This window comes from Pseudomonas sp. IT-P176, from assembly GCF_949767245.1.
GTDB lineage: Bacteria > Pseudomonadota > Gammaproteobacteria > Pseudomonadales > Pseudomonadaceae > Aquipseudomonas.
This window is the reverse complement of record NZ_CATKPN010000034.1, coordinates 64,752-90,805: the sequence shown is the minus strand read 5'-3', so window position 1 is coordinate 90,805 and position 26,054 is coordinate 64,752. Positions and strand designations below refer to the sequence as shown.

The following is a 26,054-nucleotide window of genomic DNA, read 5'->3' as shown; positions in this document are numbered from 1 at the left end:
ACCCCGCCCGGCCCAGAGACCGCTAAAACGTTGTGTAGATAGCTATGCCCATCGCGGGCAAGCCCGCTCCCACAGGGGATTTGTGTCCAGCACAAGTCATCTGTGGGCGCGGATGCCCGCGATATTGGCAACGCGGACTTCAGACCTGCGCTTGCGCCCCTTCAAACCATGCCAGTTTCTCACGCAGCTGCACCACCTCTCCCACGATCACCAGGGTCGGCGCATGCACTTCATGCTCCGCCACCAGGCGTGGCAGGTCGGCCAGGGTGCCGGTGAAGACTCGCTGGTTAGCGGTAGTGCCCTGCTGGATCAACGCCGCTGGCGTGTCCGCGCCACGGCCGTGCTTGATCAACTGCTCGCAGATGATCGGCAAGCCCACCAGGCCCATGTAGAACACCAGGGTCTGGGCCGGTGCGACCAGGTCGCTCCACGGCAGGTCGCTGGTGCCGTCCTTCAGGTGACCGGTGACAAACCGCACGGATTGCGCGTAATCACGGTGGGTCAAGGGAATCCCGGCGTAGGCTGCGCAACCGCTGGCAGCGGTAATGCCCGGCACCACCTGGAACGGGATGCCCTGGGCCGCCAGCTCTTCGATTTCTTCGCCGCCGCGCCCAAAGATGAACGGATCGCCACCCTTGAGTCGCACCACACGCTTGCCTTGCCGAGCCAGGTCCACCAGTTGCTGGTTGATCTGGTCCTGGGGCACTGCGTGATCGGCGCGACGCTTGCCGACGTAGACACGCTCGGCGTCGCGCCGACAGAGTTCGAGAATCGCTGGCGCCACCAGGCGGTCGTACAGCACCACGTCCGCCTGCTGCATCAGGCGCAGGGCGCGGAAGGTCAACAGGTCCGGATCACCCGGGCCCGCGCCCACCAGATACACCTCGCCGGTAGTCACGCTGGCTTCACCCGCCAGCTTGGCTTGCAGCAAGCGTTCGGCCTCGGCGCCCTGCCCGGCCAGTTGCCGATCGGCGATCGGTCCCTGGAACACGTCTTCCCAGAAGCCACGGCGTTGCTGCACGTCCGGGAACAGGCCTTTGACCTGGTCACGGAAACGCGCCGCCAAGCCCGCCAACTGGCCGTAGGTCGACGGAATCCAGGTTTCGATCTTGGCCCGGATCAGCCGCGCCAGCACCGGTGCATCACCGCCGCTGGACACCGCAATGATCAGCGGCGAACGGTCGACGATCGCTGGGAAGATCACGCTGCACAGGGCAGGCGCGTCCACCACATTGACCGGCAGGCAACGCCGATGGGCATCGGCGGAGACTTGCGCGTTCAAGGTTTCGTCATCGGTAGCGGCAATGATCAGCCCGCAGCCATCCAAGTCCGATTCCTGATAGCCGCGCACCAGCAGTTCGCCGCCACTGTTTTGCACCAGCTCACGCAGCTGGACTTCGATCTCGGGTGCAACGACCCGCAGCAGCGCACCGGCATCGGCCAGCAGGCGGGATTTGCGCAAGGCAATCTCCCCTCCACCGACCACCAGCACACGGCTACCGCGCAGGTTGTGAAACAGTGGCAGATATTTCATTTAGCCGATGACCTCAAGGCCACCCATGTAGGGTTTCAGCACGTCTGGCACGCGGATCGAACCGTCGGCCTGCTGGTAGTTTTCCAGCACCGCCACCAGGGTCCGACCGACTGCCAGGCCAGAACCGTTCAAGGTGTGCACCAGCTCAGGCTTGCCGGTTTCCGGGTTACGGAAACGCGCTTGCATGCGTCGGGCCTGGAAATCACCGCAGTTGGAGCACGAGGAAATCTCGCGGTATTTGTCCTGGCTCGGAATCCACACTTCCAGGTCGTAAGTCTTGACGGCGCTGAAGCCCATGTCGCCAGTGCACAGCGCCAGGGTGCGGTAAGGCAGTTCCAGCAATTGCAGGACCTTCTCGGCGTTGGCGGTGAGGCCTTCGAGGGCTTCCATCGAGGTCGACGGCTCGACGATCTGGACCATTTCAACCTTGTCGAACTGGTGCTGGCGAATCATCCCGCGGGTATCACGACCCGAGGCACCGGCTTCACTGCGAAAGCACGGGGTGTGCGCGACGAACTTGATCGGCAGCAGCTTGGCATCGACGATTTCGCCGGCGACGATGTTGGTCAGCGACACTTCGGCAGTCGGGATCAGGTACAGATCGGCCTCGCCTTCGCGGCTGATCTTGAACAGGTCTTCCTCGAACTTCGGCAGTTGCCCAGTGCCTTGCAGGGCCGGCGCTTGCACCAGATAAGGGGTGTAGGCCTCTTCGTAACCGTGTTCGGTGGTGTGCAGGTTGACCATGAACTGCGCCAGGGCGCGGTGCAGACGGGCAATCGGCCCGCGCAGCAGGGCAAAACGGGCACCGGACAGCTTGGCGGCGGTTTCAAAGTCGAGCCAGCCGAACTTCTCGCCCAGGGCGACGTGGTCCTTGACCTCGAAATCGAAGGTGGCCGGGGTGCCCCAGCGACGCACTTCAACGTTGCCGTCTTCGTCTGCGCCTACCGGCACCGACTCATGCGGCAGGTTCGGCAGGCCCAGCAGGATGGCATCCAGCTCGGTCTGGATCGCGTCCAGCTCGACCTTGCCGGCCCCCAGTTCGTTGGCCATGCGCTCGACGTCGGCCATCAACGGTGCGATGTCTTCGCCGCGCTGTTTGGCCTGACCGATGGATTTGGAACGCGCGTTACGTTCAGCCTGCAGTGCTTCGGTGCGGGTCTGGACGGTCTTGCGCTGTTCTTCCAGCGCTTCGATGCGCGCGACATCCAGCACAAAACCACGGGATGCCAGGCGGTCCGCTACGTCCTGAAGGTTGCTACGTAACAGTTTGGAATCGAGCATGTCGGTCTCTCGTTTATCAAAGTTTGGTCAGGGACAGGCCAGCCCAGGTCGCGAGCAGCCCGCCGAATACGCTGATGGCCGCGTAGCCCAGGGCCAGCGGCACTTGCCCGCTTTCCAGCAAGCGCACCGTATCCAGTGAAAAGGATGAAAAAGTCGTCAGGCCGCCAAGAAAGCCAACCATCAACCCGGCGCGCACCTCCAGGGGTACTTCCGGGCGAGTCAAAAACAGGCCGTACAAAATGCCAATCAGCAGACAGCCCACGATATTAACGGCCAGCGTCGCGCTATAGAAGTGCCGCGGCCAATTGGCGTTGATCCAGTTGCCGGTGGCAAAGCGCAATAACGTGCCGGCCACCCCGCCGACGGAAACCGCAACAATCAGTGCAAGCACTATTTTCTCCGCTGCCTAGGGCTTAAACGGTCGAGTTTGGCCAAGTGATTGAGCTTCTCGCCGATTTTCAACTCCAGGCCACGGGGCACCGGTTGATAGAACGGGATCGGCTCGAGCTCTTCCGGGAAATAGTCTTCCCCGGCGGCATAAGCATCCGGTTCGTCGTGGGCATAGCGGTATTCGTCACCATAGCCCAATTGCTTCATCAGCTTGGTCGGCGCATTGCGCAGGTGCAGAGGCACTTCCAGCGAACCGTGCTCGGCAGCGGCACGCAGGGCAGTCTTGAAGCCCATGTACACCGCGTTGCTTTTCGGTGCGCAAGCCAGGTAGGTGATGGCCTGGGCCACCGCCAGTTCGCCTTCGGGGCTGCCCAGGCGCTCCTGCACTTCCCACGCTGCCAGGCACAGGCTGAGGGCGCGCGGGTCGGCATTGCCGATGTCTTCGCTGGCCATGCGCACCACGCGCCGGGCCAGGTACAGCGGGTCGCACCCGCCGTCGATCATGCGCGCGAACCAGTACAGCGCGCCGTCGGGGTTGGAGCCACGTACCGATTTGTGCAAAGCGGAAATCTGGTCGTAGAAGGCTTCACCGCCCTTGTCGAAACGACGACGAGTGTCACCGAGCAAGCTTTGCAGGAGATCGGTGCCGATTTCGCTGTTGTCTTCAGCCAGGTCCGAGGCGTTTTCCAGCAGGTTGAGCAGGCGCCGACCATCGCCGTCGGCGGCCGACAGCAGCATCTGGAAGCCTTCGTCGCTGAGGCTCAGGTTGCGCTTGCCCAGGCCCCGCTCTTCGGTCAGCGCGCGCTGCACCAGCTTGCGCAGGGCCGTCTCGTCGAGGCTTTTAAGCACGTACACGCGTGCCCGCGACAGCAAAGCGTTATTGAGTTCGAACGAAGGGTTTTCCGTGGTCGCGCCGATGAAAATCAGCGTGCCGTCCTCGACATAGGGCAGGAACGCATCCTGCTGCGACTTGTTGAAGCGATGCACTTCGTCGACGAACAAGATGGTGCGGCGGCCGTATTGCCCAGCCTGCTGCTTGGCCACTTCCACTGCCTGGCGGATCTCCTTGACCCCGGCCAGCACCGCCGAAACCGTTTCGAAGTGTGCATCCGAAACTTCCGCGAGCAAACGCGCCAGGGTGGTCTTGCCCACACCCGGCGGTCCCCAGAAGATCATCGAATGCAGGGCACCCTGCTCCAGCGCCTCGCGCAAGGGCTTGCCGCGGGCCAGCAGGTGTTCCTGGCCGACGTACTCATCCAGGTTCGCCGCGCGCAAGCGAGCGGCCAGTGGCTGAGCGATCGGGGCACTTCGAAACAGATCCATGACTACGTTTGAAACCTCACTGGGGCCTGACGTCGATGTGCTTGACAACACAATCCCTGTGGGAGCGGGCTCGCCCGCGAAAGCGGCGCATCAGTCACATCAATGCTGGATGTACCGGCGCCATCGCGGGCAAGCCCGCTCCCACAGGCGCTTTGCGGCTGGTTATTCCTGGATCACATCGGCACCCTTGGGGATGTCGAACTTGAACTTGGATGCCGGGATCGGCTCGTTGGCTTTCACGCCGGTGAACAGGATATTGGTGCGCTGGCCGACGCTGTCGATCAGTTGCATGTCGTTGACCAGGCCATTACGGAACGACAGGCGCAGGTTGTCGAACAGGGTGTCCTTGGTTTTCGGCTTGAGGGTGAAATCGATCACGCCGCCGGCTTCCTTGGCACTGATATCAAAACTCTGGCTGATCTTCGACACATCACCGGAGAGCAGCAGCGCCGGGGTCTGGGTCAGGCGCTGGTCGAGGGTCTTGATGGTGACCTGCTCCAGGTCCGGGTCCCACAGGGAGACCTTCTTGCCATCGGAAACCATCAACTGTTCCTGCGGCGCATCGGTGTGCCAGTAGAACAGGCCCGGGCGCTGCAGCGACATCTGGCCGGTGGTTTCCTGCAACTGGGTACCGCTGCCGTCGAGGGTCAGCTGGGAGAAACGCGCACTCAGGGTCTGGGACTTTTCCAGCAGTTGAGTCAGACGCGCCACGTCCTTGTCATCGGCATGGGCCGAGAGGGTGGTGAAAGCCAGTACCGGCAACAGCAACATGCGGATAAGACGCATGGGAGTCCTCATAGAGATTCGTTTGAATGACGCGCCGCGTGAGGTCACGCGGCACTGATCAGTCGCGCACCGGGCCAGGGGCCAGGACTTCACGCGAGCCGTTGGTATTCATGGAGGTCACGACCCCGGCCATTTCCATGGCTTCGATCATGCGCGCCGCGCGGTTGTAGCCGATCTTGAGCTTGCGCTGCACCGCCGAGATGGACGCGCGGCGGCTTTCGAGCACGAACTGCACGGCTTCGTCGTAGAGCGCATCGGTTTCGGCGTCATCGTCACCACCGCCGCCGCCATTTTCAAAGCCGCTGCCGGCTTCTTCGACACCGGCGAGGATGTCGTCGTTGTATTCCGGAGCGCCGCGCAATTTCCAGGCCTCCACCACGCGGTGAACCTCGTCATCGGAAACGAACGCACCGTGCACCCGGATTGGCAGGCTGGTGCCAGGTGGCATGTAGAGCATGTCACCGTGGCCCAGCAGTTGCTCGGCGCCGCCCTGGTCGATGATGGTCCGCGAGTCGATCTTGCTCGACACCTGGAACGCCATGCGCGTCGGGATGTTGGCCTTGATCAGACCGGTGATCACGTCCACCGATGGACGCTGGGTCGCGAGAATCAGGTGGATACCGGCCGCACGGGCTTTCTGCGCGATACGTGCAATGAGTTCTTCAACCTTTTTGCCGACGATCATCATCATGTCGGCGAATTCGTCGACGACCACGACGATGGTCGGCAGCTTGGTCAGCAGCGGCGCTTCGTCGTGAATGCTTTCGCGGTTGTACAGTGGGTCGGTCAACGGCGTGCCGGCTTCTTGCGCCTCGCGCACCTTCTGGTTGAAACCGGACAGGTTACGCACCCCCATCTTGGCCATCAGCTTGTAGCGCCGCTCCATCTCGGCCACGCTCCAGCGCAGGGCGTTGGCGGCGTCCTTCATGTCGGTGACCACCGGGCAGAGCAGGTGCGGAATGCCTTCGTAGATCGACAATTCAAGCATTTTCGGGTCGATCATGATCAGCTTGGCGTCTTCCGGGCCGGACTTGAACAGGATCGACAGGATCATTGCGTTGACCCCCACCGACTTACCGGAACCGGTGGTACCGGCCACCAGCAGGTGCGGCATTTTGGCCAGGTCGGTGATGATCGGCTTGCCGCCGATGTCGTGGCCCAGGGCCAGGGTCACCGGCGACTTGAAGTTGTCGTATTCCGGGGTCGACAGCACTTCGGAGAAGCGCACGATCTGCCGGTCTTCGTTGGGAATCTCGATACCGACCGTGGTCTTGCCCGGAATCACTTCCACCACCCGCACACTGGTCACTGCCAACGAGCGCGCGAGGTCTTTCGCCAGGTTGGAAATACGGCTGACCTTGACCCCCGCCGCCGGCTGGATTTCGTAGCGGGTAATCACCGGACCCGGGTGAATCGAGTCCACCGAGACCTCGACCCCGAACTCCTTGAGTTTGATTTCCAGCAGATGCCCGACCGCCGCCAGCGACTCAGGCGAATAGTTGAGTTGTTTCTTTTCCGCCGGGTCGAGAATAGAGATCGGCGGCAAGGTGCCTTCCACGGCGCTGTCGACGAACAACGGCGCCTGCTTCTCTTTCTCCACGCGCTTGCTTGGGGCGGCGGGTTTCGGTGGCGCCGGGGCAATCACCGGCGGGACCTGTTTCTCGCGTTCGGACATGTGCTTGCTCAGGGCCTGCTCGCGCTCGATCAAGCGTTCCTTGACCTTGGCCTGCTCGCGCTTGTCGGTCACGGTCGGTGCGACGACGTTATGCACCCGATCATCCACTTCACGCAATTGCGCGACCAGTTGCTTGCGCTCGGTACGCGCGGCCCACCAGCGATTGGCGGCACCCTGGAACAGTTCGAACAGATCGAGGGTGATCTTGCCGGTGACGTCCATCACCTTGAACCACGACAGGTCGGTAAACACGGTCAGGCCGAACAGGAACAACGCAATGAACATCAGGGTGCTGCCCTGGATGTTCAGCGCATTCTTGGCCAACTCGCCCAGGCTTTCGCCCAGCGCGCCACCGGCGCCGGCTGGCAAGCCAGTGGGGGCGTGGAAATGGATATGGGCCAGGGCCGCGCCGGACAACACCAGGAACACCAGGCCGATCAGGCGCCAGGAGAACAGCCAGCCGCTCCACTCCCACGGATCGTGGCGCTGGCGGAAGATCTGATAGGTCTTGATCGCCAGCAACAGCGGGAAAATATAGGCGAAATACCCCAGCACCATGAACAGGATGTCGGCGCTGTAGGAGCCCGCCGGGCCGCCGAAGTTCTGCACGTCATCGATCTTGCTGTTGTGGCTCCAGCCCGGATCGTCCTTGCCATAGGTCAGCAAGGCCATCATCAGGAACAGGCACAAGGCCCCGATGGCGATCAACGCACCTTCCTTGAGTCGGTAGTGCAGGTGTTGACGCCAAAGCGGAACGACTGGTTTAGGTGCTGCGGTGGATTTCTTCAAAACGCTACTTTTCCTGCGCCAGGGGCGCGTCCATCTGTTGAATGACTATAAAAAACTGCCCAATCCAGGCAGGTAAAAAAGTGTAGAGGCGCAACTGGGACTACTTTTAACACTGCGCTTGGGTTTTTATAAACACGGCACGCTGTGCTTTTTTCCGTAAAGCATTGTTACAGCCTTGCATTGTACGGGTTTGTACGGCCGATGCCATGCTTCAAGTCCATGGCTACAGCATAGCCAGAAGTCTCTGGCACGCGATTCAATTTGAGCATGCATTGTCTTTTGTGACAAAGGCTTATGAGGTGTTTTTATGAGCGATGCGAAGCATTCACGCCTGATCATTCTGGGTTCCGGTCCTGCCGGTTACAGCGCTGCCGTTTATGCCGCCCGCGCCAACCTCAAACCGGTGGTCATCACCGGCATGCAGGCTGGTGGCCAGCTCACCACTACGGTCGAAGTCGACAACTGGCCCGGCGACGTCGAAGGCCTGACCGGCCCGGCACTCATGGAACGCATGCAAAAACACGCCGAGCGTTTTGACACACAGATCGTCTACGACCACATCCATACCGCCAAGTTGCAGCAACGCCCGTTCCAGCTGATTGGCGACAGCGCCACCTACACCTGCGATGCCTTGATCATCGCCACTGGCGCCTCGGCGCAGTACCTGGGACTGCCGTCAGAAGAAGCCTTTGCCGGCAAGGGGGTCTCGGCCTGCGCGACCTGCGACGGGTTCTTCTATCGCAACCAAGTGGTCGCCGTCGTGGGTGGCGGCAATACGGCAGTAGAAGAGGCTTTGTATCTGTCCAACATTGCCCGGGAAGTGCACCTGATTCACCGTCGCGACAAGTTGCGTTCGGAAAAAATCCTCCAGGACAAATTGTTCGAAAAAGCCGCCAACGGCAATATCCGCCTGCACTGGAACCAGAACCTGGACGAAGTCCTCGGCGATGCCAGCGGCGTGACCGGCGCCCGCCTGCGGGACAGCCTGAGCGGGCAAACCCGTGAGCTGCCCCTGGCCGGAGTCTTCATTGCTATTGGCCACAAACCCAATACCGAGCTGTTCCAGGGCCAGTTACCGATGCATGATGGCTACTTGCGGGTCCAGGGCGGCAGTGAGGGCAATGCCACCGCCACCGCGATTGCCGGGGTGTTTGCCGCAGGCGACGTAGCCGACCATGTGTACCGCCAGGCAGTGACATCTGCCGGCGCGGGTTGCATGGCGGCGCTGGACGCTGAAAAATACCTCGACGACAACTGACCCGGATGATGAGCGGTAGCCCGGCGCTGCCGCTGCCCTCCCCTACTGCAAGCTGGATACCATGCTGACCTGGTTACAACGCGACTCCCTGAATTTCCCACCGCTGGAAAAAGCCCTGCGCGAGCCCAACGGCTTGCTCGCCGCCGGTGGCGATCTGTCTGCCGATCGCCTGGTCCAAGCCTATCGCCACGGCTGCTTCCCCTGGTTTTCCGAAGGACAGCCGATCCTGTGGTGGTCTCCCGATCCGCGCACGGTGTTGTTTCCCGACGAACTGCATATCTCGCGCAGCCTCGGCAAACTGCTGCGCCAGCAACGCTACCGGGTGACGTTCGACCAGGACTTCGCCGCCGTGATCAGCGCCTGCGCAGCGCCCCGGGACTATGCCGACGGCACCTGGATCACCGACGCCATGCAGGACGCCTACCGAGAGCTACACGCCCGTGGCCACGCCCACAGCGTGGAAGTCTGGGACCAGGACGTGCTGGTGGGCGGCCTGTACGGCCTAGCCATGGGTCAGTTGTTTTTCGGCGAGTCGATGTTCAGCCGCGCCGACAACGCCTCCAAGGTTGGCTTTGCCAGCCTGGTGCAGCACCTGCGGGAGGCCGGTTTCGTCCTCATCGACTGCCAGATGCCCACCGACCACCTGCACAGCCTGGGCGCCCGCTCGATTGCGCGCCGGGAGTTCGCCGATTATCTGGCCCGCCACCTCGATCAGCCCAACCGCGCCACATGGGTTTATCAGGCGACTTTGACGCCTGTGGCTTACACTTAATTGAACGGCTTACCCCCGAGGGTTGATCCATGACCGAGTTGGCGCGTCTCAAGTTTTATGCCACTCAGCCCCATTCTTGCAGCTATCTGCCAGAGGAGCAGGCGACCACGCTGTTCCTCGACCCTAGCCAGCCCATGGATGTGCATGTCTACGCAGACCTGTCGGAAATGGGTTTTCGGCGCAGCGGCGATCACCTGTACCGGCCCCATTGCCAGAACTGCAATGCGTGCGTGCCTGCCCGTATCCCCGTGGCGCAATTTACCCCCAACCGGCAGCAGAAACGCATTTTCAAGCGCAACGCCGACTTGCAGGTACGCCCAGCCAAACCAGGGTTCAGCGAAGAATATTTCGACCTTTACCAGCGCTACATCGAACAACGGCACGCCGATGGCGACATGTACCCGCCCAGTCGCGATCAGTTTTCCACCTTCCTGGTGCGCGACCTGCCCTTTTCCCGGTTCTACGAGTTCCGCCTGGAAGGCCGGCTGCTGGCCATCGCCGTGACCGATCTGCTGCCCAATGGTTTATCCGCGGTCTACACCTTCTACGAGCCCGCAGAAGAGCGCCGCAGCCTGGGACGCTACGCGATCCTCTGGCAAATCGGCGAGGCCAGCCGCCTGGGGCTGGATGCGGTGTACCTGGGGTACTGGATCAAGAACTGCAAAAAAATGAACTACAAGACCCAATATCGCCCCATAGAGCTGCTGATTAACCAGCGCTGGGTGGTTCTGAACTAGGGTCAACCCTAAAGCCCTTGGCTTAAACCCCATTTTTCGGGCACAATGCACGCCGCTTTTGCCTGGCGCAGTTGCACCGGGCCATTCATTGGACACCGAGGGCTTTACTGCATGTCGAAAGAAGACAGCTTCGAAATGGAAGGCACTGTCGTCGACACCCTGCCCAACACCATGTTTCGTGTGGAGTTGGAAAATGGGCACGTCGTAACCGCGCATATTTCCGGCAAGATGCGCAAGAACTACATTCGTATTCTTACCGGTGACAAAGTGCGCGTCGAGCTGACGCCCTATGACTTGAGCAAAGGGCGCATCACTTACCGCGCTCGCTAATCAAGTCAATACAAAACGCCCGGTTTATGCCGGGCGTTTTTGTTTGTCTGCTGTTTGTCTGTTGCTTGTGTAGATTGAGTACATATCCGTTTCTGCGGTTACGGCCGCCGGCGGTTTCGCTCTTACAGCGACTCACTTTTCCAAACGCCGAAAAGTAAGCAAAAGGCTTCGCCCCGGCGTACGGCACTTCGCTAAGGCTCAGTGTTCCCTCGCTACGGCGTCCATCAGGGGGCATCGCCTACGGTTTGCTTCGCTGCACCTCCTCTCGATGTGTGCGGCTTCGCCGCACGGCGCTACGCGCCTATCCCCCTGATGGACACCTTCGCTCGGCCTGCCGAAGGGGCGAAAGATCAAGAGCCAAAGCAAAGCAAAGCAAAGCAAAGCAAAGCAAAGCAAAGCAAAGCAAAGCAAAGCAAAGCAAAGCAAAGCAAAGCAAAGCAAAGCAAAGCAAAGCAAAGCAAAGCAAACGCCAATGCCAATGCCAATGCCAATGCCAATGCCAATGCCAATGCCAACGGTGTGGCGCGGATCGCCATCGCGAGCAAGGGGGATTTGTACGCAGGGCAAACAGGCCGGCCGGTAGGCCGCCTCGTTCGCTCTTACCACTCAGGCCGACTGTCAGGTCGCCGTGCTCTTGCTTTTGATCTTGATCCACCTGCCCCTTCGGCAGGCTGAGCGAAGGTGTCCATCAGGGGGGGAGGCGCGTAGCGCCGTGCGGCGAAGCCGCACACATCGAGAGGAGGTGCAGCGAAGCAAACCGTAGGCGATGCCCCCTGATGGGCACCGTAGCGAAGGCACCCCGAGCCTTAGCGAGGGGCCGAACGCTGGGGCAAGACTTTTTGGGTACTTTTGTGTCGTTTGACAAAAGTGCCTCGCCGTAAGGGCGAAACCCTAAGCCGCCGTTACCGCAGCAACGGATATGCCCCCAAACCCCCAAACCCCCAAACCCCAAGCAGCAAACCCCACACAGCAAAAAGGCGCCTCCCGGCGCCTTCTGCTCTAACACAACCAACCGTCAGGCCATTTCCGCCGTGGTCTCGAAATCGAAGGTCAGCTCGCCGTCCTTGATATCGATATGCACCACGCCACCATGATCGGCCAACTCGCCAAACAGGATCTCCTCCGCCAGCGGACGCTTGATCTTGTCCTGGATCAAACGGGCCATTGGACGAGCGCCCATTGCCGAATCGTAGCCACCCGCCGCCAGCCAGCTGCGTGCGGCATCGGTCACTTCCAGCTGCACGCGCTTGTCTTCCAACTGCGCTTGAAGCTCGGTAAGGAACTTGTCCACCACACTTTTGATGACCTCATGACTGAGGCGACCAAACTGGATAATGGTGTCCAGACGGTTACGGAACTCCGGCGTGAAGCTCTTCTTGATCACTTCCATCGCATCGGACGAGTGGTCCTGATGGGTGAAGCCGATCGACGCACGGGCCGCAGTTTCGGCGCCGGCGTTGGTCGTCATGATCACGATCACGTTGCGGAAGTCCGCCTTGCGCCCGTTGTTATCGGTGAGCGTACCGTGGTCCATGACCTGCAGCAGCAGGTTGAAGACTTCCGGATGCGCCTTCTCGATCTCATCGAGCAACAACACGCAATGCGGCTGCTTGGTGATGGCTTCGGTCAACAGACCGCCCTGGTCGAACCCGACGTAACCCGGCGGCGCACCGATCAGACGCGATACGGTGTGACGCTCCATGTACTCGGACATGTCGAACCGCACCAGCTCGATCCCCAGCGCCTTCGCCAGTTGGCGAGCCGCCTCGGTCTTGCCGACACCGGTAGGACCGGCGAACAGGAATGAGCCCACTGGCTTGTCCGGCGACTTGAGACCGGCACGGGACAGTTTGATCGCAGTCGACAGCGAGTCGATCGCGGCATCCTGGCCAAATACCGTCAGCTTGAGGTCACGCTCAAGGTTGCGCAGCAGCTCCTTGTCGGAACTAGTGACATGCTTAGGCGGAATCCGCGCGATTTTCGCCACGATGTCCTCGACCTGAGGCACCTCGATGCGTTTCACGCGTTTCTCGACCGGCTGCAGACGCTGGTAGGCGCCCGCCTCGTCGATCACGTCGATGGCCTTGTCCGGCATGTGCCGGTCGTTGATGTAGCGCGAGGCCAGTTCGGCAGCGGCGCGCAAGGCCTCATCACTGTATTCGATGTTGTGGTGCGCTTCGAAACGACCCTTGAGGCCGCGCAGGATGCCAATGGTGTCTTCCACCGAAGGCTCCGACACATCGACCTTCTGGAAACGTCGTGCCAGGGCGCGGTCTTTTTCGAAGATCCCGCGAAATTCCTGGAACGTGGTCGAACCGATGCAGCGGATATCACCCGACGACAGCAGCGGCTTGAGCAGGTTCGAAGCGTCCATGACGCCACCAGAGGCGGCACCCGCACCAATGATGGTGTGGATTTCGTCGATGAACAGAATGGCCTGCGGACGTTTTTTCAACTCATTGAGCAGCGCCTTGAAGCGCTTCTCGAAATCGCCACGGTACTTGGTACCTGCCAGCAGCGCACCGAGATCCAGGGAGTAGACCACGGCATTGGCCAACAGATCAGGCACCTGGTTGTCGACAATGCGCTTGGCCAGGCCTTCGGCAATCGCGGTTTTACCCACGCCTGCCTCGCCCACCAGCAACGGGTTGTTCTTGCGCCGGCGCGCGAGAATCTGCGCCACTCGCTCAACTTCCATTTCACGCCCGACCAGCGGGTCGATACGACCCTGGCGGGCCAGTTCGTTGAGGTTGCTGGCATAAGCGTCCAGCGGATTGCTTGAAGAAGAAGATTCACCACCTTCCTCGTCCTGCATATCTTGCTCACCTTCAGAGTGATCGCCATGCCCCGGCACTTTGGAAATGCCGTGGGCGATGTAGTTGACGACATCAATGCGGGCAACGCTCTGCTGTTTCAGCAGGAACACCGCCTGACTCTCTTGCTCACTGAAGATCGCGACCAGCACGTTGGCGCCGGTCACTTCACGCTTGCCCGAGCTCTGCACATGGAAGACAGCACGTTGCAGTACACGCTGGAAGCCCAGGGTTGGCTGGGTTTCACGATCCTCGTCATGGACGGGAATCAAAGGCGTGGTGGAGTCGATGAACTCCTGCAGGTCGTGCTTGAGTTTGTCGAGGTTTGCGCCGCAGGCACGCAAAACGGTGGCGGCTGCCTCATTATCCAATAGTGCCAACAGGAGGTGTTCGACGGTCATGAACTCATGACGTTTCGAACGCGCCTCCTTGAAGGCGAGATTGAGGGTGACTTCGAGCTCGCGGTTTAACATAGCTTCACCTCATACCCAAGTGGTCGGCGTTAACCGTCCTTCTCGATTTCACAGAGTAGCGGATGCTGGCTTTCCCTGGCGTACTGGTTGACCTGCATGGCCTTGGTCTCGGCGATGTCACGGGTAAACAATCCGCATACTGCCCGTCCTTCTGTATGGACGGCCAGCATTACCTTGGTCGCCAGCTCACGATTCAGGTTAAAAAACACCTCGAGCACTTCGACGACGAAATCCATCGGTGTGTAGTCATCATTGAACAAAACCACCTTGTACATCGGCGGCGCCTGTAAAGCAGGCTTTGCCTCCTGTACAGCAATGCCTGCGGAATCGTCGTCGTGTGAATCCGGGCGATCCTGATTGAATGTTAGTCGAATCTGGCTGATTGCATGCATGGAAAGAAAGGTTCGTCTGTTGAGCTGAATACAGTGGTGGGGGCGGTCCCAGAGCTTTTCAACTCTGACTGTCCGGTCGCCTTGACTATCGGCAAATCAGTGTTACAACCAATAGAGCCCACAGTGGGTAAAAAAGGTCCGTGCCGTCAAACCCTATTTGCAGGATTTGAGCAGGATCAACTGGATGATACTCCAGTGATGGAGTCTGTTGCAGAGGGAGTTGGGTATGTCAGGCGTCAAGATCAATGGCAAGGTCAAGTGGTTCAACAATGCCAAGGGTTACGGTTTCATCAATGAAGACGGCAAAACGGACGATCTGTTCGCCCACTACTCGGCGATCCAGATGGAGGGATACAAAACCTTGAAGGCCGGCCAGGCGGTGGTCTTCGAGATCATCCAGGGCCCCAAGGGCCTGCACGCCGTGAACATCGGTGCCGCCATTGAAGCCGGCGCAATCAACACAACCCCGCAAGAACACTCCGTTACCGCCTGAGACCCTCACTGACCGCAGGCTTTGCATAAAAAAACCGGCCGACTCAATCACTTGAGCCGGCCGGTTTTTGTTTAATGCCGCTCAGCTCACATGTGCGAGATCAGGGCATCGCCAAACGCCGAAGAAGACAGCAGCTTGGCGCCTTCCATCAGGCGCTCGAAGTCGTAGGTCACGGTCTTGGCCGAGATAGCGCCATTGGTGCCCTTGATGATCAGGTCGGCCGCTTCGGTCCAGCCCATGTGGCGCAGCATCATTTCCGCGGACAGGATCAGCGAGCCCGGGTTGACCTGGTCCTTGCCGGCGTACTTCGGCGCAGTGCCGTGGGTGGCTTCGAACATGGCCACGGTGTCGGACAGGTTGGCACCTGGCGCGATACCGATACCGCCGACTTCAGCCGCCAGGGCGTCGGACAGGTAGTCGCCGTTCAGGTTCAGGGTCGCAATCACGTCGTATTCTGCCGGGCGCAGCAGGATCTGCTGGAGCATGGCATCGGCGATAGCATCCTTGACGATGACGTTCTTGCCGGTTTTCGGGTTCTTGAACTGCATCCACGGACCGCCGTCGAGCAGGGTCGCGCCGAACTCTTCGGCCGCCACTTCGTAGGCCCATTCCTTGAAGGCACCTTCGGTGAACTTCATGATGTTGCCTTTGTGGACGATGGTCAGCGAGTCGCGATCATTGTCGACCACATATTGCAGGGCTTTGCGCGCCAGACGCTTGGTGCCTTCCAGGGAAACCGGCTTGACGCCGATACCGCAGTTTTCGTCGAAACGGATCTTGGTGACACCCATTTCCTCTTTCAGGAACTTGATGACCTTGGTCGCTTCCGGCGAGCCGGCTTTCCACTCGATACCGGCATAGATGTCTTCCGAGTTCTCACGGAAGATGGTCATGTCGACGTCGCCTGGCTTCTTCACCGGGCTTGGCACACCTTCGAACCAGCGCACCGGGCGCAGGCAGACGTAAAGGTCGAGTTGCTGACGCAGGGCCACGTTCAACGAACGGATACCGCCACCGACCGGGGTGGTCAGCGGGCCCTTGATGGAAACCACGTAATCCTTGACTGCGTCCAGGGTTTCCTGAGGCAGCCAGGTGTCCTGATCGTAAACCTGAGTCGCTTTTTCCCCGGCATACACTTCCATCCAGGAAATCTTGCGTTCGCCGCCGTAAGCCTTCTTAACAGCAGCATCGACAACCTTGATCATGACCGGGCTGATATCAACACCAATACCATCACCTTCAATGAAAGGGATGATCGGGTTGTTAGGAACATTGAGAGAATGGTCTGCATTGACGGTGATTTTGTCGCCGACTGCTGGAACCTGAATCTTCTTGTATCCCATGCTGAACTCCGTTGTGTGGATTGAACATCTGGCTGCGTTCGAGCGTACCCCAGTTGAATCTGCACGGGAACCTCATGTTCCACTCATCTGCCGCCAAGCTAACCAGTTCGCGGCCTACAAGCCTGAAAGCAAAGGGGAAACTGCCAAACTCAAGCACATGGAGCGACTCTACGCCGCAGCACCGGGTGCGACCTTTAGACCAATGGACGAGACCGGAGGTGTATGAACCATCGGCGTTTTGCCAGCTACCTATGTATAATGCCGCCGCTGACCACAGAGTCACGACGGCCGAGCCCTCTACTACAAGAGTTTCGGCCCGAAAAGCCGGGTTGTTACCGCAACCCGAGCGCTTGACGCTCGACTGATGCACCCAACATCACCGCGACGAAATCTCGACATTCGGCTCATGGATGACTTTGAACGAACGCGCTTACCCGGCGCCCCTCGAATTTCCGCGCACGCTTTTAGCAAAGAAGAGAGTTAATCCGAATATGCCCACCCGCTCGAAGATCATCTACACCTTCACCGACGAAGCTCCCGCCCTCGCCACCTATTCCCTGCTCCCGATCGTAGAAGCCTTTACCGCTTCCGCCGATATTGCCGTGGAAACCCGCGATATCTCCCTTGCAGGGCGCATCCTGGCAAGCTTCCCCGAGCAACTGGGTGACAAAGCCGTAGCCGACCACCTCGCCGAACTGGGCGCCCTGGCCGTTACGCCTGAAGCCAACATCATCAAGCTGCCGAACATCAGTGCTTCGGTACCGCAACTGCAGGCCGCGATCAAAGAGTTGCAAGCCCAGGGCTATGCACTGCCGGACTACCCGGAAACCGTGACCAGCGATGCCGACAAAGACGCCAAGGCTCGTTACGACAAGATCAAGGGCAGCGCGGTAAACCCGGTTCTGCGTGAAGGCAACTCCGACCGTCGCGCACCGCTGTCGGTCAAGAACTACGCACGCAAGCACCCGCACAAAATGGGCGCATGGGCCAAGGACTCCAAGTCCCACATTGCGCACATGAGCACCGGCGATTTCTACGGCAGCGAAAAGGCCGCCCTGATCGACGCCGCTGACGCCGTGAAAATCGAACTGATCGCCCAGGACGGCACCGCCACCGTCCTGAAGGCCAAGACCACCGTGCAAGCCGGTGAGATCCTCGATTGCGCAGTCATGAGCAAAAACGCCCTGCGCAGCTTCATCGCCGCCGAGATCGAAGACGCCAAGTCCAAGGGTGTACTGCTGTCGGTCCACCTCAAAGCCACCATGATGAAGGTCTCCGACCCGATCATGTTCGGCCAGATCGTTGCCGAGTTCTATAAAGACGCCCTGGCCAAGCACGCAGACGTGCTGGCACAGATCGGCTTTAACCTGAACAACGGTATCGGCGACCTGTACGCTCGCATCAAGGCCCTGCCGGCCGACCAGCAAGCGCAGATCGAAGCTGACATCCAGGCGGTCTACGCCGCTCGCCCTTCCCTGGCGATGGTCAACTCCGACAAAGGCATCACCAACCTGCACGTGCCAAGCGACGTGATCGTCGACGCATCGATGCCGGCCATGATCCGTGACTCCGGCAAAATGTGGGGCACCGACGGCCAACTGCACGACACCAAGGCCGTGATCCCGGATCGCTGCTACGCCACCATCTACCAGGCCGTGATCGAAGACTGCAAGGTCAATGGCGCCTTCGACCCAACCACCATGGGCAGCGTGCCAAACGTTGGCCTGATGGCGAAAAAAGCCGAAGAATACGGTTCCCACGACAAGACCTTCCAAATCAAGGCTGACGGTGTGGTTCGTGTTTCCGACAGCGCTGGCCGCACCCTGCTGGAGCAACCGGTTGAGGCCGGCGACATCTTCCGCATGTGCCAGACCAAGGACGCGCCGATCCAGGATTGGGTCAAACTGGCCGTCAACCGCGCTCGCGCCAGCGCCACCCCAGCGATTTTCTGGCTGGACCCAATGCGCGCCCACGATGGCGTGGTGATCGAGAAGGTCCAGGCTTACCTGAAGGACCACGACACCGCCGGCCTGGATATCCAGATCATGGCACCGGTCGACGCCATGAAGTTCACCCTGCAGCGCACCCGCGAAGGCAAGGACACCATCTCGGTGACCGGCAACGTGTTGCGCGACTACCTGACTGACCTGTTCCCGATCATGGAACTGGGCACCAGCGCCAAGATGCTGTCGATCGTGCCGCTGATGAACGGTGGCGGCCTGTTCGAAACCGGCGCTGGCGGTTCGGCACCCAAGCACGTGCAACAACTGCTGGAAGAAAACTTCCTGCGTTGGGATTCGCTGGGCGAGTTCCTGGCCCTGGCCGCCTCCCTGGAACACCTGGGCGTGACCTACAACAACCCTAAAGCGTTGGTGTTGGCCAAGACCCTGGACCAGGCTACTGGCCAGTTCCTCGACAACAACAAGTCGCCATCGCGCAAAGTCGGCAACATCGACAACCGCGGCAGCCACTTCTACCTGGCGCTGTACTGGGCACAAGCCCTGGCCGCCCAGAGCGAAGACACTGCACTGCAGGCGCAGTTCAGCCAACTGGCCAGCACCCTGACCGAGAACGAGGCAACCATCGTTGCCGAGCTCAACGCCGTCCAGGGCAAGCCAGTGGACATCGGCGGTTACTACCACGCCAATGCCGAGCTGATCAGCCAGGCCATGCGCCCGAGCAACACCTTCAACGCGGCGATTGCTGCGCTGGTGTAAGGTTGTAAGGGAACACCACAAACCCCGGCCATGTGCCGGGGTTTGTGTTTATGACTTTTATTGATCGACACAGGCCCCTGTGGGAGCTGGCTTGCCAGCGATGGCGGCTTATCATTCAACATTGATGATGACTGCCCCGTTGCTATCGCTGGCAAGCCAGCTCCCACAGGGTTTCATTGCTCACGACCGAGGACACTTCATGGACTGGAAACCCCACATCACCGTTGCCACCATCGTCGAGGACAACGGCCGCTTTCTGATGGTTGAAGAGCACAAGGCTGGTCGCAACGTACTCAACCAGCCCGCCGGCCATCTGGATCCGGATGAGACCTTGACCGAAGCCGCCGTGCGCGAAACCCTCGAAGAGACCGGCTGGGACGTTGAACCGACCGGCGTGGTCGGCATTTACCTGTACACCGCCCCCAGCAACGGCGTGACTTACCAACGGGTCTGCTTCATCGCCAAAGCGATCAAACACCACCCCGATTACCCACTGGACGACGGTATCGTCGGCGCCAAGTGGCTGACCCGGGACGAGTTGCTGGCCCAGCGCGACAACTGGCGCAGCGAGCTGATCATCCGTTGCATCGACGATTATCTGCAGGGAAATTGCTTCAGTCTCGAACTGATCCGTCCTTCTCTTTAGCCTTGCGGGCGCCAGCCTGTTAGAATCGCGTCCTTTTTCAAGACACTCATTAAATTCCCATGCGTGATCCAGCCCCTTCTGACACCCAATCGAAGCGCGTCATTGTCGGCATGTCCGGCGGCGTGGACTCTTCCGTTTCCGCCCTACTGCTGATCGAGCAGGGTTACCAGGTGGAAGGCCTGTTCATGAAGAACTGGGAAGAGGACGACGGTACGGACTACTGCACCGCCATGGATGACCTGGCCGACGCCCAGGCCGTGTGCGACAAGATCGGCATCAAGCTGCACACCGCCAACTTCGCCGCCGAGTACTGGGACAACGTGTTCGAGCACTTCCTGGCCGAATACAAGGCCGGACGTACGCCAAACCCGGACATCCTGTGCAACCGTGAAATCAAGTTCAAGGCGTTCCTCGACTACGCCATGATGCTCGGCGCCGACCTGATCGCCACCGGTCACTACGTGCGCCGCCGCGACATTGATGGCCGCACCGAACTGCTCAAGGGCCTGGACCCGAACAAGGACCAGAGCTATTTCCTGCACGCAGTCGGCGGTGAACAGATCGCCAAGACCCTGTTTCCGGTCGGCGAACTGGAAAAGCCGGAAGTCCGCGCGATTGCCGAGAAACACGACCTGGCCACGGCCAAGAAGAAAGACTCGACCGGCATCTGCTTTATCGGTGAGCGTCGTTTCAGCGACTTCCTCAAGCAATACCTGCCGGCCCAGCCAGGCGAAATCAAGACCACTGAAGGTGAAGTGATCGGTCGCCACCATGGCCTGATGTACCACACCATCGGCCAACGCCAGGGCCTGGGCATCGGCGGCTTGAAAGACGCCGGCGACGAACCCTGGTACGTGCTGGTCAAGGACCTGGAGCACAACGAGCTGATCGTGGGCCAGGGCAACAACCACCCATGGCTGTTCTCCGGCGCCCTGCTCGCCTCCGAGATCTACTGGGTCAACCCGGTCGACCTGAGCCAGCCGCGCCGCCTGACCGCCAAGGTCCGCTATCGCCAGGGCGACCAGCTCTGCACCCTGGAACAAACGGCGACCGGCTATCGCGCCACCTTCGATGAACCGCAACGCGCGGTCACGCCCGGCCAGTCCGTGGTGTTCTACGACGGTGAGATCTGCCTCGGTGGCGGTGTCATCGAAGTCGCAGAGCCCTGGAGCAGCAAGGCATGAGCCCCACTCAGGAGCAATTGACCGCGCTGGGCGGTGTCTTCCTGGCCGCTGTGCTGGTGGACAAGATCGCCAAGACCGGCCAGGTCAGCGAAGCCGGCCTGACCTGCATGCTCGGCAGCCTGCTGATCCGCGACCCCAAGGACACCCTGGAAGTCTACGGCGGCGACGACCTCAACCTACGCGAAGGCTATCGCGCGTTGATTGGCGCCCTGGAGCGCGACCCCAGCACCCTGCAGCGCGAACCACTGCGCTACGCCCTGTCGATGCTCGGTCTTGAGCGGCAACTGGCCAAGCGCGAGGACATGCTCGCGGAAATCGGCAAGCGCCTGCCCCAGATCCAGTCCCAGGTTGAACACTTCGGCCCGGCGCACGAGAACGTGATTGCCGCCTGTGGCGCCCTGTACCAGGACACCCTGAGCACCTTGCGCCAGCGCATCCAGGTGCACGGCGACATGCGCAACCTGCAACAACCCAGCAATGCCTCGAAAATCCGCGCCCTGCTGCTGGCCGGCATCCGCTCGGCACGCCTGTGGCGGCAACTGGGTGGGCACCGCTGGCAGTTGGTGATCAGCCGTCGCAAATTGCTCAAAGAACTTTACCCATTGATGCGCAACGAATAAGTCGCATCAAGGGTCATGTACACCGTGTTAGGCGTAATACGCTGGTCAGTTGGCAACGGACCGGCGGATTTTTTCATGTATGATACGCGCCCCATTTCGTTGCCCGACTGTCCGAGAACACCCCATGCAGCTCTCTTCGCTCACTGCGGTTTCCCCTGTTGACGGCCGCTACGCCGGCAAAACCCAGGCCCTGCGGCCAATTTTCAGCGAATACGGCCTGATCCGTGCTCGCGTCCTGGTGGAAGTGCGCTGGCTTCAACGCCTGGCCGCCCACGCTGCCATCCCTGAAGTGCCAGCCTTCTCCGCGCAAGCCAACGCCGTTCTCAACGAACTGGCCGAGAACTTCTCGCTGGAGCACGCCGAGCGCGTCAAAGAGATCGAGCGCACCACCAACCACGACGTCAAGGCCATCGAATACTTGCTCAAAGAGCAAGCGGCCAAGCTGCCGGAACTGGCCAACGTCAGTGAGTTCATCCACTTTGCCTGCACCAGCGAGGACATCAACAACCTGTCCCACGCGCTGATGCTGCGCGAAGGCCGTGATGACGTAATGCTGCCGCTGATGCGTCAGACCGCCGAAGCCATCCGTGAACTGGCGATCCGCTTCGCCGACGTGCCAATGCTGTCGCGCACCCACGGGCAACCGGCTTCGCCGACCACCCTGGGCAAAGAGCTGGCGAACGTGGTGTACCGCCTGGAGCGCCAGATCGCCCAGGTCGCTGCCGTGCCACTGCTGGGCAAGATCAACGGCGCCGTAGGCAACTACAACGCCCACCTGTCGGCCTACCCGCAGATCGACTGGGAAGCCAACGCCCGCGCCTTCATCGAAGACGAACTGGGCCTGGGTTTCAACCCGTACACCACGCAGATCGAGCCGCACGACTACATCGCCGAGCTGTTCGACGCGATCGCGCGTTTCAACACCATCCTGATCGACTTCGACCGTGACATCTGGGGCTACATCTCCCTGGGTTATTTCAAGCAGCGCACCATCGCTGGCGAAATCGGTTCCTCGACCATGCCGCACAAGGTCAACCCGATCGACTTCGAAAACTCCGAAGGCAACCTGGGTATCGCCAACGCACTGTTCCAGCACCTGGCGAGCAAACTGCCGATTTCCCGCTGGCAGCGCGACCTGACCGACTCCACCGTACTGCGTAACCTCGGCGTGGGTTTTGCCCACAGCGTGATCGCGTACGAAGCCAGCCTCAAAGGCATTAGCAAGCTGGAGCTCAACGCGCAGAAAATCGCCGCTGACCTGGACGCCTGCTGGGAAGTGCTGGCCGAGCCGATCCAGACCGTGATGCGCCGCTACAACATCGAAAACCCGTACGAAAAGCTCAAAGAATTGACCCGCGGCAAGGGCATCAGCCCTGAAGCGCTGCAGACTTTCATCGATGCACTGGACATGCCTGCCGAGGCAAAGGCCGAGCTGAAACTGCTCACCCCGGCCAACTACATCGGTAACGCAGTCGAGCAAGCTCGACGCATCTGATCGACCGCTTGACCCGTTTGAGACGCCCGGCAGCGCCGGGCGTTTTTATTCCCGTCTGAAAAGTGCTTTTTTTCAATAGGTTACACATGAATCCTGATATTCCTCTGCAACTTCTGGGCGGCATCACTGCACGCGAGTTCCTGCGCGACTACTGGCAGAAAAAACCGCTGCTGATCCGCCAGGCAATCCCTGACTTCGAAAGCCCGATCGACGCCGACGAACTGGCCGGCCTGGCCCTGGAAGAAGAAGTCGAATCACGCCTGGTCATCGAGCACGGCGAGCGCCCTTGGGAATTGCGTCGCGGCCCGTTCGCCGAAGACGAATTCAGCAAGCTGCCGGAGCGTGACTGGACCCTGCTGGTGCAGGCTGTCGACCAGTTCGTGCCGGAAGTCAGCGAACTGCTGGAAAACTTCCGCTTCCTGCCGAGCTGGCGCATCGACGACGTGATGATCAGCTTCGCCGCCCCAGGTGGCAGTGTTGGCCCGCACTTCGACAATTACGATGTGTTCCTGCTGCAAGGCCATGGCCAGCGCAACTGGAAAATCGGCCAGATGTGCGACTCCGAGAGCCCGCTGCTGCAACACGCCGACCTGCGCATCCTGGCCGACTTCGAAGCCACCGACGAGTGGGTCCTGGAGCCGGGCGACATGCTCTACCTGCCGCCACGCCTGGCCCACTGCGGCGTCGCCGTGGATGACTGCCTGACCTACTCGGTAGGTTTCCGCGCACCGAGCGCCGCTGAAGTGCTGACCCACTTCACTGACTTCCTCAGCCAGTTCCTGCCAGACGAAGAACGCTACACCGACGCCGACGCACAACCGGCTGCCGACCCGCACCAGATCCAGCACGACGCACTCGACCGCCTGAAAGGCCTGCTGGCCGAGCACATGAGCGACGAGCGCCTGCTGCTGACCTGGTTCGGCCAGTTCATGACCGAGCCGCGCTACCCTGAGTTGGTTGCGGGACCGGAAGACGTGACCGAGGACGACTTCCTTGGCGCCCTGGAACAAGGCGCGGTGCTGATTCGCAACCCGAGCGCGCGCCTGGCCTGGTCCGAAGTCGACGACGACCTGCTGCTGTTTGCCAGCGGCCAAAGCCGTTACCTGCCGGGTAAACTACGCGAACTGCTGAAAATGATTTGCGCCGCCGACGCGCTGCATGTCGACAACCTCGGCCAATGGCTGAGCGACGAAGACGGCCGCGGCCTGCTGTGCGAACTGGTCAAGCAAGGTAGCCTGGGGTTTGCCGATGAATAAGATTCGCGTACGTGTCGCAGACTGGCAAAAGGATAACGCCGAGATCCGGCGCATTCGTGAAGCGGTATTCATCGCCGAGCAATCGGTTCCACCCGAGCTGGAATGGGATGCCGACGACGCAAGCGCCGTGCACTTCCTCGCATTTGAAGGCGACTTTCCAATTGGTACCGCTCGCCTGCTGTCCGACGGCCACATCGGCCGGGTCTCGGTACTCAAGGACTGGCGCGGCCTGAAAGTCGGCGACGCCTTGATGCAAGCGGTGATCGGCGAAGCCGAGGAGCGCGGGCTCAAGCAGCAGATGCTCAGCGCCCAGGTGCAGGCCACAGCGTTCTATGAGCGCCTGGGTTTCAAGATTGTCAGTGAAGAGTTCCTCGAAGCCGGGATTCCTCATGTCGACATGGTGCGTGACTCGGCCTGAAACCGGGTTGCGGCCATCGCGGGCAAGCGGAGCGCCGCCCGGCCCGCTCCCACAGGGCTTGCCCATGACCTTGTGGGAGCGGGCTTGCCCGCGATGAGGCCAGCACAGTCAACATCGATGCTGCCTGACACACCGCCATCGCGGGCAAGCCCGCTCCCACAGGTCTGGTGGGTGTGAGCAAAATTTTCGAACACCCAGAACCACTGTGGGAGCGAGCGCCCGCTTGCGGCTTGCTCGCGATGGTCTGGAGAGCGCCGCGGGCAAGCCTTGTAAACCGCTATCTCAGATGTACGGCTTTTCGTAGGCGTTGAGCTGTTCGATGAAGCGCCAGTGGCTGCGTTTGTCGAAGCCCATCAGGCGCTTGAGGCGGATGTCCCAGCGCATGTGGTGGTTGGCGATCCAGGGCAGGGCGAACAGGTGGGCGCCGCGCCAGGGGATGAATGGGTTGCGGCGCAGGCTGGCGTAGATTTCCACGCGATGGCTAGGGCGCAAGCTCGGGCAGCGGGCGTGGAAGCCCGAGGTGTCGGCCACCACCAGGGTGTTGGCCGGGACCGAGAAACGTCGAGGTGCCGGCAAACCCAGTTCGGCCAATTCGTGTTCATGAATGCGGAACGAGCCCTCGCGGTGCATCTGTTCGTGGGAGCGTGCCGCACCGAGGCTTTGGCGATACTCCCAGGCCAGGCGCTCCGGCGTCAGGCGATGGGAGCCAGGTACGTAACTGAACGGCCCTTGATCGTCGGCCACATCATCGAGAAACAGCCAGGCCTTGGCCGTTGGATGGAAGGTGTCGGCGTGCAGGCGGGTTTGCGGGTCCTGCTCGGCGTTCACGCCATCGATCACGATCGACTGCAATTGATAGGTGATCCCGCCGGTGTTCGACGAGGCATACGCAATCAGGTCGCGCACGCTACGGTCGGCGACAAAGGCGGCGCTGGCCGGGTTTTTCGCCAGCACGTCCTGGTCGAGGCTGACCCGCCGGGTCACCGCCTTGCCTTGGCGCATTTCCCAGCCAGTGCTGCGCAGGTCGCCCAGTTCTGCGCGCAAGGCCGCAAACTGCTCGGCGGGCAGGGCGTTCTCGCGCACGAAAAACCCTTGCTCCTCGAAACTCGCCAGTTCTGCGCTGTCCAGCCGTGGTGCCAGGGCCCGGCGACGCATCGCGGCCATGCCCATGGCTAACTGTCGGCGCTGTACGTGCAAGCCCAGGGCGTTGAGCCGGGCGCTGCCCAGTACCGGGTTGTTCTCGAACGATTTGGCGTGGGTCAGCAATTGCAGGCAATGCCAGGGGAGTGCCGCATAGCGGCCGAGATCCTTGAGTGATGCAGGCATGGT

Annotated in this window: 23 protein-coding genes; 13 read left to right on the top strand and 10 right to left on the bottom strand. The window is 60.7% G+C overall.

The features are described 5' to 3' along the window. Positions 1 to 139: 139 nt before the first annotated feature. From cysG to ftsK, 6 genes are all read right to left on the bottom strand, one after another. Entirely contained in the window at positions 140 to 1,534 is a 1,395-nt protein-coding gene (cysG, locus tag ACM6IP_RS06005; protein WP_095165209.1) for a siroheme synthase CysG, read from the bottom strand. Further along, positions 1,535 to 2,815, bottom strand: a complete 1,281-nt coding sequence (serS, locus tag ACM6IP_RS06000) for a serine--tRNA ligase (protein ID WP_095165210.1) — start codon at positions 2,813 to 2,815, stop codon at positions 1,535 to 1,537. It abuts the gene before it with no gap. Positions 2,816 to 2,831: 16 nt separating this feature from the next. Beyond that, positions 2,832 to 3,206 carry a fluoride efflux transporter CrcB gene (gene crcB, locus ACM6IP_RS05995; protein WP_095165211.1) on the bottom strand — a complete coding sequence of 125 codons (375 nt, stop codon included), beginning with the start codon at positions 3,204 to 3,206 and terminating at the stop codon, positions 2,832 to 2,834. After that, a complete protein-coding gene (locus ACM6IP_RS05990; protein ID WP_095165212.1) occupies positions 3,206 to 4,528 on the bottom strand; it encodes a replication-associated recombination protein A in 1,323 nt (440 codons plus the stop codon). Before ACM6IP_RS05990 ends, crcB begins: the two co-directional genes overlap by 1 nt. A gap of 162 nt (positions 4,529 to 4,690) precedes the next feature. Then, entirely contained in the window at positions 4,691 to 5,314 is a 624-nt protein-coding gene (gene lolA / locus ACM6IP_RS05985; protein WP_095165214.1) for an outer membrane lipoprotein chaperone LolA, read from the bottom strand. Between the two features lie 58 nt (positions 5,315 to 5,372). Next, a complete protein-coding gene (ftsK, locus tag ACM6IP_RS05980) occupies positions 5,373 to 7,778 on the bottom strand; it encodes a DNA translocase FtsK (RefSeq protein WP_095165215.1) in 2,406 nt (801 codons plus the stop codon). Positions 7,779 to 8,085: 307 nt separating this feature from the next. On the opposite strand from ftsK, the gene trxB reads away from it, so the two are divergent. The 5 genes from trxB (at position 8,086) to ACM6IP_RS05955 (ending at position 11,550) form a co-directional block, all read left to right on the top strand. Continuing rightward, the gene (gene trxB / locus ACM6IP_RS05975) at positions 8,086 to 9,036 is read left to right on the top strand and encodes a thioredoxin-disulfide reductase (protein WP_159996932.1); all 951 of its coding nucleotides are present in this window, start codon (positions 8,086 to 8,088) and stop codon (positions 9,034 to 9,036) included. Between the two features lie 61 nt (positions 9,037 to 9,097). Continuing rightward, the gene (aat, locus tag ACM6IP_RS05970) at positions 9,098 to 9,808 is read left to right on the top strand and encodes a leucyl/phenylalanyl-tRNA--protein transferase (protein WP_095165217.1); all 711 of its coding nucleotides are present in this window, start codon (positions 9,098 to 9,100) and stop codon (positions 9,806 to 9,808) included. A gap of 29 nt (positions 9,809 to 9,837) precedes the next feature. Next, complete coding sequence (locus ACM6IP_RS05965) at positions 9,838 to 10,545, top strand: arginyltransferase (protein WP_095165218.1); 708 nt, start codon at positions 9,838 to 9,840, stop codon at positions 10,543 to 10,545. Between the two features lie 111 nt (positions 10,546 to 10,656). Continuing rightward, positions 10,657 to 10,875, top strand: coding sequence for a translation initiation factor IF-1 (gene infA / locus ACM6IP_RS05960; RefSeq protein WP_002553999.1), 219 nt, complete (start codon positions 10,657 to 10,659; stop codon positions 10,873 to 10,875). Between the two features lie 312 nt (positions 10,876 to 11,187). Then, positions 11,188 to 11,550, top strand: coding sequence for a hypothetical protein (locus ACM6IP_RS05955; protein ID WP_414861153.1), 363 nt, complete (start codon positions 11,188 to 11,190; stop codon positions 11,548 to 11,550). Between the two features lie 340 nt (positions 11,551 to 11,890). On the opposite strand, the gene clpA is transcribed toward ACM6IP_RS05955, so the two are convergent. Continuing rightward, the gene (gene clpA / locus ACM6IP_RS05950; RefSeq protein ID WP_095165219.1) at positions 11,891 to 14,161 is read right to left on the bottom strand and encodes an ATP-dependent Clp protease ATP-binding subunit ClpA; all 2,271 of its coding nucleotides are present in this window, start codon (positions 14,159 to 14,161) and stop codon (positions 11,891 to 11,893) included. Positions 14,162 to 14,190: 29 nt separating this feature from the next. Next, positions 14,191 to 14,553 (bottom strand): ATP-dependent Clp protease adapter ClpS, encoded by a 363-nt coding sequence (clpS, locus tag ACM6IP_RS05945; protein ID WP_093421263.1) that lies wholly within the window; start codon positions 14,551 to 14,553, stop codon positions 14,191 to 14,193. Between the two features lie 226 nt (positions 14,554 to 14,779). Here clpS and cspD point away from each other — a divergent pair, with 226 nt between their 5' ends. After that, positions 14,780 to 15,046, top strand: coding sequence for a cold shock domain-containing protein CspD (gene cspD / locus ACM6IP_RS05940; RefSeq protein ID WP_401131176.1), 267 nt, complete (start codon positions 14,780 to 14,782; stop codon positions 15,044 to 15,046). A gap of 86 nt (positions 15,047 to 15,132) precedes the next feature. On the opposite strand, the gene icd is transcribed toward cspD, so the two are convergent. Continuing rightward, on the bottom strand, positions 15,133 to 16,389 hold the full coding sequence (gene icd / locus ACM6IP_RS05935) for an NADP-dependent isocitrate dehydrogenase (RefSeq protein WP_007905029.1): 1,257 nt from the start codon (positions 16,387 to 16,389) through the stop codon (positions 15,133 to 15,135). A 491-nt stretch (positions 16,390 to 16,880) separates the two neighbouring features. On the opposite strand from icd, the gene ACM6IP_RS05930 reads away from it, so the two are divergent. From ACM6IP_RS05930 to ACM6IP_RS05900, 7 genes are all read left to right on the top strand, one after another. Next, the gene (locus tag ACM6IP_RS05930) at positions 16,881 to 19,106 is read left to right on the top strand and encodes an NADP-dependent isocitrate dehydrogenase (RefSeq protein WP_401131178.1); all 2,226 of its coding nucleotides are present in this window, start codon (positions 16,881 to 16,883) and stop codon (positions 19,104 to 19,106) included. A 199-nt stretch (positions 19,107 to 19,305) separates the two neighbouring features. Then, positions 19,306 to 19,752, top strand: coding sequence for an NUDIX hydrolase (locus ACM6IP_RS05925; protein WP_159996938.1), 447 nt, complete (start codon positions 19,306 to 19,308; stop codon positions 19,750 to 19,752). A gap of 59 nt (positions 19,753 to 19,811) precedes the next feature. Further along, complete coding sequence (gene mnmA / locus ACM6IP_RS05920; protein WP_095165224.1) at positions 19,812 to 20,936, top strand: tRNA 2-thiouridine(34) synthase MnmA; 1,125 nt, start codon at positions 19,812 to 19,814, stop codon at positions 20,934 to 20,936. After that, a complete protein-coding gene (gene hflD / locus ACM6IP_RS05915) occupies positions 20,933 to 21,556 on the top strand; it encodes a high frequency lysogenization protein HflD (protein WP_095165225.1) in 624 nt (207 codons plus the stop codon). Before mnmA ends, hflD begins: the two co-directional genes overlap by 4 nt. Positions 21,557 to 21,680: 124 nt before the next feature. Further along, positions 21,681 to 23,051: an adenylosuccinate lyase gene (purB, locus tag ACM6IP_RS05910; RefSeq protein WP_095165226.1), complete on the top strand. Its 1,371-nt coding sequence runs from the start codon at positions 21,681 to 21,683 to the stop codon at positions 23,049 to 23,051. 86 nt (positions 23,052 to 23,137) lie between these two features. Next, a complete protein-coding gene (locus ACM6IP_RS05905) occupies positions 23,138 to 24,307 on the top strand; it encodes a cupin domain-containing protein (RefSeq protein WP_320332605.1) in 1,170 nt (389 codons plus the stop codon). Then, the gene (locus tag ACM6IP_RS05900; RefSeq protein WP_095165229.1) at positions 24,300 to 24,725 is read left to right on the top strand and encodes a GNAT family N-acetyltransferase; all 426 of its coding nucleotides are present in this window, start codon (positions 24,300 to 24,302) and stop codon (positions 24,723 to 24,725) included. Before ACM6IP_RS05905 ends, ACM6IP_RS05900 begins: the two co-directional genes overlap by 8 nt. A gap of 282 nt (positions 24,726 to 25,007) precedes the next feature. Here the strand turns inward: ACM6IP_RS05900 and ACM6IP_RS05895 are convergent, their stop codons facing one another. After that, positions 25,008 to 26,051 (bottom strand): phytanoyl-CoA dioxygenase family protein, encoded by a 1,044-nt coding sequence (locus ACM6IP_RS05895; RefSeq protein ID WP_159997000.1) that lies wholly within the window; start codon positions 26,049 to 26,051, stop codon positions 25,008 to 25,010. Between the last annotated feature and the right edge of the window lie 3 nt (positions 26,052 to 26,054).

What these genes read in the sequence shown, in the direction of transcription:
- aat (WP_095165217.1), top strand. Translation starts at nt 9,098, where the DNA reads ATGCTGACCTGGTTACAACGCGACTCCCTGAATTTCCCACCGCTGGAA.
- icd (WP_007905029.1), bottom strand. Translation starts at nt 16,389, where the DNA reads ATGGGATACAAGAAGATTCAGGTTCCAGCAGTCGGCGACAAAATCACC.
- ACM6IP_RS05965 (WP_095165218.1), top strand. Translation starts at nt 9,838, where the DNA reads ATGACCGAGTTGGCGCGTCTCAAGTTTTATGCCACTCAGCCCCATTCT.
- clpA (WP_095165219.1), bottom strand. Translation starts at nt 14,161, where the DNA reads ATGTTAAACCGCGAGCTCGAAGTCACCCTCAATCTCGCCTTCAAGGAG.
- purB (WP_095165226.1), top strand. Translation starts at nt 21,681, where the DNA reads ATGCAGCTCTCTTCGCTCACTGCGGTTTCCCCTGTTGACGGCCGCTAC.
- infA (WP_002553999.1), top strand. Translation starts at nt 10,657, where the DNA reads ATGTCGAAAGAAGACAGCTTCGAAATGGAAGGCACTGTCGTCGACACC.
- hflD (WP_095165225.1), top strand. Translation starts at nt 20,933, where the DNA reads ATGAGCCCCACTCAGGAGCAATTGACCGCGCTGGGCGGTGTCTTCCTG.
- mnmA (WP_095165224.1), top strand. Translation starts at nt 19,812, where the DNA reads ATGCGTGATCCAGCCCCTTCTGACACCCAATCGAAGCGCGTCATTGTC.
- clpS (WP_093421263.1), bottom strand. Translation starts at nt 14,553, where the DNA reads ATGCATGCAATCAGCCAGATTCGACTAACATTCAATCAGGATCGCCCG.
- serS (WP_095165210.1), bottom strand. Translation starts at nt 2,815, where the DNA reads ATGCTCGATTCCAAACTGTTACGTAGCAACCTTCAGGACGTAGCGGAC.
- ACM6IP_RS05925 (WP_159996938.1), top strand. Translation starts at nt 19,306, where the DNA reads ATGGACTGGAAACCCCACATCACCGTTGCCACCATCGTCGAGGACAAC.
- ACM6IP_RS05990 (WP_095165212.1), bottom strand. Translation starts at nt 4,528, where the DNA reads ATGGATCTGTTTCGAAGTGCCCCGATCGCTCAGCCACTGGCCGCTCGC.
- ACM6IP_RS05930 (WP_401131178.1), top strand. Translation starts at nt 16,881, where the DNA reads ATGCCCACCCGCTCGAAGATCATCTACACCTTCACCGACGAAGCTCCC.
- ACM6IP_RS05955 (WP_414861153.1), top strand. Translation starts at nt 11,188, where the DNA reads ATGGACACCTTCGCTCGGCCTGCCGAAGGGGCGAAAGATCAAGAGCCA.
- ACM6IP_RS05895 (WP_159997000.1), bottom strand. Translation starts at nt 26,051, where the DNA reads ATGCCTGCATCACTCAAGGATCTCGGCCGCTATGCGGCACTCCCCTGG.
- cysG (WP_095165209.1), bottom strand. Translation starts at nt 1,534, where the DNA reads ATGAAATATCTGCCACTGTTTCACAACCTGCGCGGTAGCCGTGTGCTG.
- ACM6IP_RS05900 (WP_095165229.1), top strand. Translation starts at nt 24,300, where the DNA reads ATGAATAAGATTCGCGTACGTGTCGCAGACTGGCAAAAGGATAACGCC.
- ACM6IP_RS05905 (WP_320332605.1), top strand. Translation starts at nt 23,138, where the DNA reads ATGAATCCTGATATTCCTCTGCAACTTCTGGGCGGCATCACTGCACGC.
- lolA (WP_095165214.1), bottom strand. Translation starts at nt 5,314, where the DNA reads ATGCGTCTTATCCGCATGTTGCTGTTGCCGGTACTGGCTTTCACCACC.
- cspD (WP_401131176.1), top strand. Translation starts at nt 14,780, where the DNA reads ATGTCAGGCGTCAAGATCAATGGCAAGGTCAAGTGGTTCAACAATGCC.
- trxB (WP_159996932.1), top strand. Translation starts at nt 8,086, where the DNA reads ATGAGCGATGCGAAGCATTCACGCCTGATCATTCTGGGTTCCGGTCCT.